The sequence below is a fragment of the Aeromonas sp. 84A genome (genome assembly GCF_051919345.1).
GTDB lineage: Bacteria > Pseudomonadota > Gammaproteobacteria > Enterobacterales > Aeromonadaceae > Aeromonas > Aeromonas veronii.
In genome coordinates this window covers 949532-962271 of record NZ_JBQBEW010000001.1, presented here as the reverse complement: position 1 = coordinate 962271, position 12740 = coordinate 949532, and the positions used below count along the sequence as shown (strand labels likewise).

At 62.0% G+C, this 12740-nt stretch carries 12 protein-coding genes; 9 read left to right on the top strand and 3 right to left on the bottom strand.

The annotated features are described in order from the left end of the window. Window positions 1-100 precede the first annotated feature (100 nt). Window positions 101-1528: a bifunctional D-glycero-beta-D-manno-heptose-7-phosphate kinase/D-glycero-beta-D-manno-heptose 1-phosphate adenylyltransferase HldE gene (gene hldE, locus ACTG20_RS04560; protein ID WP_194495056.1), complete on the bottom strand. Its 1428-nt coding sequence runs from the start codon at window positions 1526-1528 to the stop codon at window positions 101-103. A gap of 204 nt (window positions 1529-1732) precedes the next feature. Here hldE and lpxL point away from each other — a divergent pair, with 204 nt between their 5' ends. The 7 genes from lpxL (at window position 1733) to ACTG20_RS04525 (ending at window position 9916) form a co-directional block, all read left to right on the top strand. After that, window positions 1733-2656 (top strand): LpxL/LpxP family Kdo(2)-lipid IV(A) lauroyl/palmitoleoyl acyltransferase, encoded by a 924-nt coding sequence (gene lpxL, locus ACTG20_RS04555; protein ID WP_021231687.1) that lies wholly within the window; start codon window positions 1733-1735, stop codon window positions 2654-2656. Between the two features lie 625 nt (window positions 2657-3281). Beyond that, entirely contained in the window at window positions 3282-5204 is a 1923-nt protein-coding gene (locus ACTG20_RS04550; protein WP_076493337.1) for a PTS mannitol transporter subunit IICBA, read from the top strand. Between the two features lie 37 nt (window positions 5205-5241). After that, window positions 5242-6387, top strand: coding sequence for a mannitol-1-phosphate 5-dehydrogenase (locus ACTG20_RS04545; protein ID WP_194495058.1), 1146 nt, complete (start codon window positions 5242-5244; stop codon window positions 6385-6387). Window positions 6388-6520: 133 nt separating this feature from the next. Further along, window positions 6521-7042 carry an MltR family transcriptional regulator gene (locus ACTG20_RS04540; RefSeq protein WP_005335907.1) on the top strand — a complete coding sequence of 174 codons (522 nt, stop codon included), beginning with the start codon at window positions 6521-6523 and terminating at the stop codon, window positions 7040-7042. 190 nt (window positions 7043-7232) lie between these two features. After that, window positions 7233-9020: a cation:proton antiporter gene (locus tag ACTG20_RS04535; RefSeq protein ID WP_110303612.1), complete on the top strand. Its 1788-nt coding sequence runs from the start codon at window positions 7233-7235 to the stop codon at window positions 9018-9020. Further along, window positions 9017-9589 (top strand): DNA-J related domain-containing protein, encoded by a 573-nt coding sequence (locus ACTG20_RS04530; protein ID WP_123172308.1) that lies wholly within the window; start codon window positions 9017-9019, stop codon window positions 9587-9589. The genes ACTG20_RS04535 and ACTG20_RS04530 overlap by 4 nt, the downstream gene beginning before the upstream one ends. Before the next feature lie 78 nt (window positions 9590-9667). Continuing rightward, the gene (locus ACTG20_RS04525) at window positions 9668-9916 is read left to right on the top strand and encodes a hypothetical protein (protein ID WP_069526933.1); all 249 of its coding nucleotides are present in this window, start codon (window positions 9668-9670) and stop codon (window positions 9914-9916) included. A 60-nt stretch (window positions 9917-9976) separates the two neighbouring features. Here the strand turns inward: ACTG20_RS04525 and ACTG20_RS04520 are convergent, their stop codons facing one another. Both ACTG20_RS04520 and zntB read right to left on the bottom strand, forming a co-directional pair. After that, complete coding sequence (locus tag ACTG20_RS04520; protein ID WP_005354921.1) at window positions 9977-10489, bottom strand: mechanosensitive ion channel domain-containing protein; 513 nt, start codon at window positions 10487-10489, stop codon at window positions 9977-9979. Between the two features lie 13 nt (window positions 10490-10502). Then, complete coding sequence (zntB, locus tag ACTG20_RS04515) at window positions 10503-11468, bottom strand: zinc transporter ZntB (protein WP_162628416.1); 966 nt, start codon at window positions 11466-11468, stop codon at window positions 10503-10505. A gap of 140 nt (window positions 11469-11608) precedes the next feature. On the opposite strand from zntB, the gene ACTG20_RS04510 reads away from it, so the two are divergent. Together ACTG20_RS04510 and ACTG20_RS04505 are read left to right on the top strand one after the other, a co-directional pair. Beyond that, window positions 11609-12058 (top strand): YaiI/YqxD family protein, encoded by a 450-nt coding sequence (locus tag ACTG20_RS04510; RefSeq protein WP_005335916.1) that lies wholly within the window; start codon window positions 11609-11611, stop codon window positions 12056-12058. A 125-nt stretch (window positions 12059-12183) separates the two neighbouring features. After that, window positions 12184-12684, top strand: a complete 501-nt coding sequence (locus tag ACTG20_RS04505) for a metal-dependent hydrolase (RefSeq protein ID WP_139440972.1) — start codon at window positions 12184-12186, stop codon at window positions 12682-12684. The last annotated feature ends 56 nt before the right edge of the window (window positions 12685-12740 follow it).

The window sequence follows — 12740 nt, the reverse complement described above, 5'->3', positions numbered from 1 at the left end:
TGAAAAAGGCGACCGCAAGGTCGCCTTTTTGTTATCCGTATTTCTGTCGGCTTGCTACCGCCGATAATGAGCCCCGCCAGATTGCGGGGCCAGCAGAACGTTAGCCGCGCTCGCGGATCGTCTTGATGATGTCGGTGGTGGAGCAGCCATCCTCGAAGTTGAGAACGCGCACCTCACCGCCATTGGCAGTCACTTCGGCGTAACCGGCGATATCTTCCGGCTTGTAGTCGCCGCCCTTGACCAGCAGATCCGGCAGGATCTCGGCGATCAGGCGCTGCGGGGTATCTTCACCAAACGGCACTACCCAGTCCACCGCGCCCAGCGCAGCCAGTACGGCCATGCGGCGCTCGGTCGGGTTGACCGGACGACCCGGCCCTTTCAGACGGCGAACCGACTCGTCGGTGTTGACCGCCACGATCAGGCGATCCCCCAGCTTGCCCGCATTGGCCAGATAGGAGACATGGCCGGCGTGCAGGATGTCGAAGCAGCCGTTGGTCATCACCACCTTCTCGCCACGCAGACGGGCGGCACGAACCGCCACTTTCAGCTGGGCTTCGGACATGACGCCGAAGCCGGTCTCCTGCTCGGTATAGAGGGCGTTGGCCAGCTCGACCGGGCTAACGGTAGAGGTACCCAGCTTGCCGACCACGATACCGGCAGCGGTATTGGCCAGCGCACAGGCTTCATCCAGGCTCTTGCCAGCGGCCAGCGAGGTGGCGAGGGTCGAGATGACGGTATCACCGGCACCGGTCACATCGTAAACCTCGTGAGCCTGAGCCGGCAGATGCAGCTCCGGCTGGCCTTCGCGGATCAGGGTCATGCCGTTCTCGGAACGGGTGACCAGCAGAGCATCCAGCTCGAAGCGTTTGACCAGCTCCAACCCCTTGGCGACCAGCTCCTCTTCGCTCTTCACCTTGCCCACTACAGCCTCGAACTCGGACATGTTGGGGGTCAGCAGAGTGGCACCGCGGTACTTCTCGAAGTCGGTTCCCTTGGGATCGACCAGCACCGGAATGCTGGCGGCGCGGGCACGCTGGATCATGCCGGGCACATCGTTGAGAGCACCCTTGCCGTAGTCGGAGAGGATCATCACGTCACTGTTTGGCAGTGCCTGCTCGACCTTGCTCATCAGCAGGGTGGCATCGACGGAGTGGAAGGGCTCTTCAAAGTCCAGACGCAGCAGCTGCTGGTTGCGGGACAGCACGCGCAGCTTGGTGATGGTCGGGAAGTCGGCCAGACGAACGAAGTCACAGGCCACCTTGACGCCAGCCATCTGGCCAGCCAGCGCATCGGCCGCTTCATCCTGACCGGTCAGGCCAAGCAGCACGGCATGAGCGCCAAGGGCGGCGGAGTTGAGGGCAACGTTGGCGGCACCGCCCGGACGCTCCTCAATGTGTTCAACCTTGACCACGGGCACCGGTGCCTCGGGCGAGATCCGGCCGGTGGGGCCATGCCAATAACGGTCCAACATGACATCGCCAACGACCAGAACGCGGGCTTTTTCAAACTCGGGCAGGGTGATCTTCATCTGTATCGACTCTCAAAACCTGAAAAATCAGCGGGCGATTTTATCACACTCTTTTATCCGGTGTAGAAAAAGCCGACCGCAGTTGCCGCCGCTGTCACGCTAACCGGACGCAGGCTACCCCTCTGACCAGCACACAGCCATTCGCCCCCGCCCCCCCTTTTCGGCTAGAATCCCCCGATTGTGTTTGCGAACAAGAGATTAGCCATGGCCCATGACAACGCTCCCCGCCTGGAGCCCCGCCTGTTTCATCCCCGTTACTGGGCCAGCTGGTTCGGCTTAGGCCTGCTCTGGCTGCTGACCCTGCTGCCGTGGCGTAGCCAGATGTGGCTGGGCCGTCAGCTCGGTCGTCTCGCCGCCAGGATATTGAAGTCCCGGGTCAAGATTGCCCGTCGCAATCTGGAGCTGGCGATGCCCGAGCTGACCCGGGATGAGCGGGAGAAACTGCTTAAGGCCAACTTCGAGAGCGTGGGCTGCGCCGTGTTCGAGGTGGGGATCGCCTGGTTCTGGCCAGACTGGCGGATGCGCAACCTGATGAAGGTGGAAGGGGAAGAGCACGTCATCGCCGCCATGGAAAAAGGTCAGGGCATGCTGCTGCTCTCCTGCCACTTCCTGACGCTGGAACTCAACGCCCGCTGTTTCGGGCTGGTACGCCCCGGGGTCGGGGTCTATCGCCCCAACACCAACCCGGTATTGGAGTATGCCCAGTACCACGGTCGCTGCGCCTCCAACAAATATCTGGTAGACCGGATGGACGTGAAGGGGATGATCAAGGCGCTGCGCAACGGTGACGCCCTCTGGTACGCGCCGGATCACGACTATGGCTCCCACGCCAGCGTGTTCGTGCCCTACTTCGCGGTAGAGCAGGCCGCCACCATCACCGGCACCGCCACCTTGGCGCGGGTGAAGAACACCGTCACCCTGCCCTGCTACAACATCCGCACCAGCGAGGGTTACACCCTGCATATCGGCGCGCCCCTTGCCGACTACCCCAGCGGGGATGACATGGTTGATGCCGCCCGCGCCAACCGCGAGATTGAAGCCGCCGTACGCAAGGCGCCGGAGCAGTACATGTGGCTCCACCGCCGCTTCAAGACCCGCCCCTCCCCCGAGGATGCCGGTTTCTACTAAACCGCAGCCTCGACAGGGGCCAGATCGCAAAAACTGACAAACCGCCTGCTGGCGGTTTGTTTTTATCTGCTATCAACCCTGCGCGGCAAACAAGCGCCCCGAACACTGCCGCTCGATAGCATCCTGCATGTTGGCGCCCATTCCCATCAATCAGCCGCAAAAGAACCCTCATCACCAACCGTAAAAACTGAAAGCGGGTTACAAATTTATTGATTCATTGGTAAGCAATGGAGTATTTCGATAGATCCATCGCCACTACCCACTGATGAGTAATTGAGTGATTTGTCCCATTCGAATACAAAAATTGAATTTGTGACGAAAGTCACCATTCAACAAGAGAACCACAAAACAACTTTAGTGATTTGAGTCACAAAAAATGACCATGCAAAACAGAAAAGATCGAAATGTAGCCGAATTACAGCATGGGAATGTGATGTGGGTCACTGGTTATGGAGGGGGTATCGCTGGGTATCTGAGAGCTGGATCACAAGACACCCCGTTTTCAGCCTAATTTGATCGCAAGCTGGTAGATTGAAGTTGCTTAGACGACCGGGATGGCGGTTCGGCAAAACCGGCCATCCCGACTACCACTTTTAATCAAACAGGCTTAAAACGGGGTCCCGACATGTTATCACCGGATACCAAAGTCAAGATACAGAATTTTGGACGCTTCCTGTCCAATATGGTCATGCCCAACATAGGCGCCTTTATCGCCTGGGGCTTTATCACCGCCCTCTTCATCCCCACCGGCTGGCTGCCCAATGAAACCTTGGCCAAGCTGGTCGGCCCCATGATCACCTACCTGCTACCGCTGCTGATTGGCTACACCGGCGGCAAGCTGATGGGCGGTGAGCGCGGCGGCGTGGTTGGTGCCATCACCACCATGGGTGTCATCGTGGGCACCGATATCCCCATGTTCATGGGTGCCATGATGGTCGGCCCGCTCGGTGGCTGGGCCATCAAGCGCTTCGACAAGGCGATGGACGGTCGCGTCAAGAGCGGCTTCGAGATGCTGGTCAACAACTTCTCCGCTGGCCTTATCGGCATGCTGCTGGCGATCCTCGCCTTCTTCGTGATTGGCCCCTTCGTCAAGGTGCTCTCCGGCCTGCTGGCCGGTGGTGTCGGCTTCCTGGTGGATAACCACATGCTGCCGCTCACCTCCATCTTCGTCGAACCGGCCAAGATCCTGTTCCTCAACAACGCCATCAACCACGGCATCTTCTCGCCACTGGGGATCCAGCAGGCGACCGAGCACGGCAGCTCCATCTTCTTCCTGATTGAAGCGAACCCGGGCCCGGGCATGGGTGTGCTGCTGGCTTACATGGTGTTCGGCCGTGGTGCGGCCAAGCAGTCCGCGGCTGGCGCCTCCATCATTCACTTCTTCGGCGGCATCCACGAGATCTACTTCCCGTATGTGCTGATGAACCCGCGCCTCATTCTGGCGGTGATCGCCGGTGGCATGACCGGGGTCTTTACCCTGACCCTGTTCAATGCAGGTCTGGTCTCCCCCGCGTCGCCGGGCTCCATCTTCGCCGTGCTGTTGATGACGCCGAAAGCCTCCCTGATCGGGGTCGCCCTCTCCATCATCAGCGCTACTCTGGTCTCTTTCCTGGTTGCCGCCGTGTTCGTCCGCGCCCAGCAGCCGGAAGCTGACGAGGCCGATGCCCTCGGTGAAGCCACTCGCAAGATGAAAGCCATGAAGGGCGGCAAGCCCGAAACCGCAGCGGCCAAAAAACCGGGCGGCGAACTGATGGCGGTACGCAATATCGTGGTCGCCTGCGATGCGGGCATGGGCTCCAGCGCCATGGGCGCCGGCATGCTGCGCAAGCGGGTGCAAGCCGCAGGGCTCGATATCAGCGTCACCAACCGCGCCATCGATCAGCTCGACGATCAGGTGGACTGGGTCATCACCCACAAGGATTTGACCGAGCGGGCCCGTCGCCATGCGCCGAACGCTCACCATATTTCCCTGACCAACTTCCTCGACAACGGCCTCTATCAGGAGCTGGTACAGAGCCTGAGCCGCGCCGCCAACGATGACGTCGCCAACCCGCAACTGCTGGTAGCGGCCAACGACGACAGCTACGAGCCGCAGGCCGCCGAAGTCTTTACCCTGAGCCGTCATGACGTGCATCTGGGACTGAAAGCCGACAACAAGGAGGCCGCCATCCTGACCGCAGGCCGACTGCTGGCAGAGCGCGGCTACGTGGCGCCCGACTACGTCAACGCCATGCTGGAGCGTGAACAGCTGGTCTCCACCTACCTCGGCGAATCCATCGCCGTGCCTCACGGCACCATCGCCGCCAAGGAGTTTGTGAAGCGTACCGGCATCGTCATCTGCCAGTACCCGGCCGGGGTCGCCTTTGGCGAGGCTGCCGATGAGGTAGCGCGGCTGGTGATCGGCATCGCCGCCCGCAACGACGAACACATGCAGGTGATAACCCGCCTGACCAATGCACTGGATGAACCCGGTCTCATCGACCGGCTGGCCAGCACCACGGATCCCCAGGCCTTCCTGGATCTGCTGGGTGCCGAACAGGCTGCGTAATCATCTTTCATCGTCTTTGGTTCAAGAGGTTAATATCATGAAAACATTGCATTTTGGTGCTGGTAACATCGGTCGTGGCTTTATCGGAAAAGTGCTGGCGGATGCCAGTCATCAGGTCACCTTCGCCGACGTCAACAACACCCTGATCGACCAGCTCAACCACCGTCAGGAGTACAAGGTCCATGTGGTGGGAGCGGATCAGAAGCTGGATGTGGTGCGCAACGTGGCAGCGGTGAGCTCCGCCGGTCACGAGGTGATCGCCCGCATCATCACCGCAGATCTGGTCACCACGGCAGTGGGCCCCAACATTCTGGACAAGATTGCCAACACTCTGGCCAAGGGGCTGCAAGCTCGCTTCGATGCCGGCAACCTGACACCGCTGAACGTCATCGCCTGTGAAAACATGGTGCGCGGCACCAGCCACCTCAAGCGGGAGGTACTCAAGTACCTGCCGGTCGCGTATCATGCCACGCTCGAATCCTGTATCGGCTTCGTCGACTCGGCGGTGGATCGCATCGTGCCGCCCGCCGCGGCGGCCAACGATGACCCGCTGGAAGTGACGGTCGAGAGCTTCAGCGAGTGGATCGTCGACCAGACCCAGTTCAAGGGGGAGCTGCCACAGGTAGCGGGCATGGAGCCCACCGACAACCTGATGGCCTTCGTCGAGCGCAAGCTGTTCACCCTCAACACCGGCCACATCGTCACCGCCTATCTCGGCAAACTGCGGGGCTACCGCACCGTGCGCGAGGCGATCGAAGATCCGGTGATCCGCAGCAAGGTGCGCCGCGCCATGGAGGAGAGCGGTGCCGTGCTGGTAAAACGCTACGGCTTCGACCCGCGTCTGCACGCCGCCTACATCGAGAAGATCCTGGCCCGCTTCGCCAACCCCTATCTGGTGGACGAGATTGACCGGGTCGGTCGTCAGCCGCTGCGCAAGCTGGCGGCGGGAGATCGACTGGTGAAGCCGCTGCTGGGCACCCTGGAGTACGGCCTGCCCAACGAGCAGCTGCAGGAGGGGATCGCCGCGGCGCTCCACTATCGCAATGCCGATGACCCGCAGGCGGTGGAGTTGCAAGCCCTGCTCGCGGAGCTGGGCCCGGCCAAAGCGCTGGCCCGCGTCACCGGACTGGATGAAGAGAGCGAGGTGGTTCGCGCCATCGTCGCCCGTTACGAAACCCTGTAATGACCCTGCTTGCGGCGCATTTAGCCACCACTGATAGCGCACCAAGCGCTTGAATGGCAAGGGAATGTGCCCCATATGATAAAAACCGGGAGAGAGGCCCACTCTCTCCCTGTCAGCTGGACCCAATGCACCTATGACCACACACCAGGAAGATGAAGTACTGGAACGACTGAACGAGCAGGATGGCCCCCGCGGCTTCTTTCTCGAAGCCGTGACCATCCTGGAAGAGGCGGTCGACTCCCTGATGCGACGCGCGTTCCGTCAGGAGGAGTATGCCGTCAAATACGCCATCGAACCCCTGCTCAACCAGAGCGGCCCCCTCGGCCAGCTGGAGGTGCGCCTCAAGCTCATCTTCGCCCTCGGCCTCATCTCACTCGAGCGCTATCAGGATATCGAAGCCTATATCAAGATCCGCGACTTTCTGGTGCGAGACCCCAAGGATTACCGCTTCAGCGACAAGCCGATCCGCGACCTGCTCGACCGCCTGCACGGGGTCAATCAGGGCGGCATGATGAAGCTGGAGCCCCCCGCCAGCGAAGAGGATTGGGCCTTCTACCAGATGCAGCTCAACCGGCTCGATCAGATGGTGCGCTCCGCACTGGTACTGGCGCTGGCCGACTGTGTCGGCGAGCTCCACAAGGAGAGCCCCATCTAATCCGGCCCCAAGGCCAACCCGTCACCACGGTTGGCTTCTGGCTGGCGCCCTTCACACCACCGCCAGCCACCATGACGCCGACAGTCGCACATCTCCCCATCCCGGCCATGATGCACGCTCCTTCAGGTGTCAATCTGACCAACTTAGCCACTACACTAGCTCCATACTCACTGCCTGAATCGAGGTCTGCATGATTGCCCTCTCTCTGGCCGGGATCGCCCTAGTCTCCGTGCTGGCCCAATGGCTTGCCTGGTCGCTGCGGGTACCCGCCATCCTGTTTCTGCTGCTCACCGGCCTGACTCTGGGCCCGGTCAGCGGCCTGCTCGACCCCGATGCCCTGCTCGGGGATCTGCTGTTTCCGCTGGTCTCCCTGTCGGTGGCCATCATCCTGTTCGAGGGGGCACTGACCCTCCATCTGGCCGAGCTCAAGGGGATCGGCAAGGTGGTGCGCAATCTCTGCTCCACCGGCATGCTGGTCAGTTTCGCCGTCATCGGCAGCGCCGGTTACTTCCTGCTGGGGCTGGACTGGCGGGTCGCCACCATGCTCGGCGCGGTACTGGTGGTAACGGGCCCGACGGTGATCGCCCCCATGCTCAACGTGATCCGCCCCACCCGGGAGGTGGACCGCATCCTGCGCTGGGAGGGGATCGTCATCGACCCTATCGGCGCCCTGTTTGCGGTGCTGGTGTTCGAGGCGGTGCGCCTCGGCAGTCAGGGGGATCTCATCAGCCATACCCTGCTGGCGCTGGGCAAGACAGTGCTGGTTGGTTCCCTGATCGGGGTGGCGGCAGGCTGGCTCACTACCCTGCTCATTCGCAAGGACTGGCTACCGGTCAGCCTGCACAAGTTCGGGGTGCTGGCGCTTGTGCTGGTCACCTTCAGCCTCTCCAACTGGCTGAGCCACGAGTCGGGCCTGCTGGCGGTGACCGTGTTCGGCATCTGGCTCGCCAATCAGGAGGGGCTGGATCTGGAGGAGGTGCTGGCGTTCAAGGAGGATCTCGCGGTCATCCTTATCTCCAGCCTGTTTATCCTGCTGGCGGCCCGCCTAGATCTGGCACAGCTCTGGCAGCTCGGCCCCATGGTGCTGGCGCTGCTCTGCGTGGTGCAATTCGTGGCGCGCCCGCTCTGTATTCTGGTCTCGACCTGGGGCTCGGATCTCTCCTGGCGAGCTCGCGCCCTGCTAAGCTGGATCGCCCCGCGCGGCATAGTCGCGGCAGCGGTCAGCGCCTCGTTTGCCATCAGCCTGCATCAGGCCGAGATCCCCGATGCCGACAAGCTGGTGCCACTGGTGTTTGCGGTGATCATCTCCACCGTGGTGTTGCAGAGCCTCACCTCGGCACCGCTGGCCAGCCTGCTCAAGATGCGCCAGAGCGCCCCCAACACCTGGCTCATCATAGGGGCCAACTCGGTGGCGCGGGCCATTGGCAAGGCGCTGGCGGATCAGGGGGTGCCGGTGCAACTCTGCGATCCCGCCTGGGAGTTCTGCAAACAGGCGCGGATGAGCAACCTCCCCTGCTACTTCGGCAACCCCCAGTCAGAACATGCCGAGCTGCACCTGCCGCTCACCAGCATCAGTACCGTGCTGGCGCTCTCCCCCAACCGCCACAACAACGCCCTCGGGGTGCTGCACTTTGCCCACCTCTACGGCGAGGAGCAGGTCTACTCCCTGCGATCCAGCGAGCAACACGGCAAGGCCAACCGGGAGAGTGCCACCTTTCGCGCTCGCCAGAACCTGTTCGGCCCCGACATCAACTATGCCCGGCTGAGCGGCCTGCTGAGCCGGGGTGGCCAGATCAAGGCGACCCGCCTGAGCGAGGCGTTCGACTGGGCCCAGTATCAGACCGCCAATCCCGGCGCCATCCCGCTCTTCATCATGGATGGCAAGGGCAAGCCCCAGATCGTTACCGGCCCCGTCACTCCGCAGGCGGGTGAGCTGCTGATCGCCCTGCAGCCACCCAGAGAGCAGGGCGCCGAATGAACGAAGCCAACAACAATCCGCTGATCGCCCCTCTGCTGGTGCTGCTGCAGCAGGCGGCGGGCAGCTACAAGGTGCATGAGCTGATGGCCGCTCTGCGCCAGCAGGGAGCGATCCCCCGGCTGACCGACGACGAGCAGTTGCAGCTGTTTCGGGTCAACTTCCTGATCATGAACGCCCTCTACCAGCTGCAGGCCGAGCTTTATGAAGAGGGTTGGTGGCTGGTGATCAGCACCCTGGATATCCGGCTCGAACCACTGGTCGGGAGCTCGGAGGCTAGCCACGGCTTTGCCCTTGGCGAAAATCTGCGTAGCTACTATCTCGACTGGCAGGTGTTCTGGCAGACCGATCGTGCCGAAGTGGAGGCCCTGCTCAACCGCTTCTGGTGCGCTTATGACGGAGAGGGACACAAAGCCGAGGCGCTGGCCCTGTTCGAGTTGAATGAGGGGGCGAGTCAGGAGGCGATCCGCCGCCGCTGGCGGGAGCTGGCACTGCAACACCATCCGGATCGGGGCGGCAATGCCGAGACTTTTGTCCGCATCCGCTGGGCATGGGAGGTCCTGCGGGGATGATCCCGTTGCCGCACCACTGTTGCCGCACATAAAGGGCAGGCATAGACTGGAGCTGGATATTCCCCACAGGAGAGCATCATGACAGTCAGTGAACTTCGTAAGCTCTATCAGCAACAGATCCTGCACGAGGCCGAAATACTCCACGATGTGGCCATTCCCGGCTGGCTCATCGAATTCAGAGGCAAGGATGGCGCCCTCTACGAGCTGACCGACACCCTCGGCTGCCCGGTCAGTTTCGGCACCGTCGAGCAGGCCCGCGAACATCTGCATCAGGTGGCCGACTGCCCGGTTCAAGTGGAGCACCTCTACCGCTTCTTCGAACGCTAGCGCCACCCACCGCACAGTAAAAAGGCTCCCGAGGGAGCCTTTTGTTATTCCGGTTGCTTTCTATTCCGGTTGCAGCGGTTCCGCCACCTTGCCCTCCAGCTTTCTGACCGGCTTTTGCAGGATCAGGTTGGCCGGATAGGTGACCAAATCGCCGTTGTCATCACGCACCCGCACATAGAAGAGGCCAATCTCGGTGATGACGCCGGTGACCGAGTCATCCTTGTCGAGGATACGGATCCGGTCGCCAATCTTGTAGGGGAAGGCGAAGAAGATGGTGATGCTGGCGGTGATGTTGGAGAGGATCGACCACTGGGCCACCATGGCGACCCCCAATACCGCAAAGAAGGAGGACGCGAGCACCACCAGTCGGGAGAAGTCGAGCCCCCACACCCCGGCCAGCACCAGCAAGGTGGCGCAGCCGAGCAGGAAGTGGAACACATGGGCCACGTAGAGCACCCGGTTCTCGCTCACTTGCCTGCTCTGACCGAGCGCCAGCAGGCTCTTGTGAATAAGCCGCCGGATCAGGGTATGACCCAGCAACAGCAGCAGGGTCAGGCCAATTGATTGCCACATGGGTTATGCCTCCTTACCACCAGCGCCGATGTTTGAGCCAGATAGCCAGCCCGCTTGCCAGCGCCACCAGCGAACCACAGAAGACCCAGAAGGCAGTCGGATTCTCGGCCCCGGGGATACCGCCGAGGTTGATGCCAAACAGACCGGTCAGGAAGCTGGCAGGTAAAAAGAGCAGTGCCATCACTGACATCTGGTAGGCGCGGCGATTGGTCGCCTCCGCCATCAGATTGTTGATCTCGTCCGCCAGCACGGCGGTACGTGCCACTCCCGCATCGAGGTCGTCGAGCCAGCGCCGCAGCCGATCGGCGATATCGAGCAGACGACGGCGATCATCCTCATCCAGCCAGCTGATCTTCTCGTTGGCAAGGCGCGCCACCAGATCCCGCTGCGGCGAGAGGTAGCGGCGGATCATAATGAGCTGCTTGCGGATCAGCGCCAGCCGGCCATTGGCGGGCATGTCGCGCATCAGCACCATCTCCTCCAGATCGAGGATCTTGTCGTGCAGTTCCTCGACAAACTCCCCCGCCCGATCGGTCAGGGCATCGCAAATCTCCACCAGCCAGTCGGCCGGGGTATCGGCGCCGCCCCCCAGCTTGAGCTGGTTGAAGACATCCTGCTCGGAGAGCAGCGGACGACGACGGCTGCTGATGATGAGATCCGGGGTGATGAAGATGCGCAGCGCCACCATCTCTTCGGGCCTGTGATCCTTGTTGTGGTTGATGCCGCGCAGGATCAGCAGCACCGTCTCCCCCATCCGCACCAGCTTGGGACGATTGCTCTGGCCGAGCAGCGACTCCCTGGCAGCCTCGCTGAGCAAGGGTGTCTGCAACAGCCAGCGCGCCGAATCGGGATTGCCGTAATCCAGATGCAGCCAGCCGGGATGTGCCGTCGGGACTTCGCTTCCCGCCGTCAGCGGCGCCATGCCACCCTTGCCATCCAGAGTCAGGGCATAAATCACTTCACCGGGCACCCGATCCATCTCGTCTCCTTCTCGTTTCATATGCTGGCCCCAGCTTACACCAAAGGCGGGGCCGACTCAGCCCCACGCCGGGAAGGGGAGGCCTGTGTTAACATGCACGCTCTCGTTTTCCATCCGCTTTCACTACAGGAAACCATGCCATGCCCATCTGGGTTGATGCCGATGCCTGCCCCATTCCGGTCAAGGAGATCCTCTACCGCGCCGCCCACCGCGCCCAGGTCGTCACCACCCTGGTGGCCAATCAGGGATTGCGGGTGCCCCCCTCGCCTTTCATCAAAACCCAGCAGGTGGAGAAGGGATTCGATGTGGCAGATCATGTCATCGCCCAGCAGGTTCAGCCCGGCGATCTGGTGATCACCGGCGACATCCCTCTCGCCTCCTGGGTGATCGATGCCGGTGGCGAGGCGCTCAACCCCCGTGGCGAGATCTACACCCGCGAGACCATCAAGGCGCGGCTCGGCATGCGCAACTTTATGGAAGAGCTGCGCTCGGCTGGCGTGCAGACCGGCGGCCCGGCCCCCTTCAATGCCGCCGACAAACAGCGCTTCGCCAACGCCCTCGACAAGTGGCTGGTCAAAGGCAAGTTGTAAATAGGCTATAAAGGCGCCCAATTTGGGCGCTTTTTCGTCGTAACATCCTGATTTTTAAAATAAGAGCTGACCACAACCGTCAGACTGGTAAGATGCGCCGCCATCTTGTCCACGCCGTAATCATCATGACCGCCCAAGGGCACCTGCTCTTCTCCGTTACCTGCACCCTGATCGCCCATAAACTGCAGCTCACTCCGGCGCTGGCCGATGCCAGCCTGTGGCAGACCATCCCTGCCGCGCTGGCCAGCGCCCTGTTGCCCGACCTCGACCACCCCAAATCGGTGCTGGGGCAGCGCCTGCCGTGGATCTCGAAACCTCTGTCGCGGCTGTTCGGCCATCGCGGCTTCACCCACAGTCTGCTGGCGGTCGCCGCCGCTGTCTGGGGGCTGAACCAGAGCCTGCCGCCGGACACCCTGCCCATGGGGGTCAAGGATGCACTTATCGTCGGCTACCTCAGCCATCTGCTGGGGGACTGGCTCACCCCGGCGGGCATTCCGCTCTTCTGGCCCATCAAACGCCGTTACCGCCTGCCGGGCTGGCCGCTGCGCAGTGGCGGCGCCATCGAAACCGGCTTTTGTACCCTCACCCTGCTGGTTGCCGGCTGGTGGTGCGGCTGGCAGCTGTAAGCCAGAAACAAAAAAGCCCCTGACGAGGTCAGGGGCCCAAGCAGTGGTGCGAACCA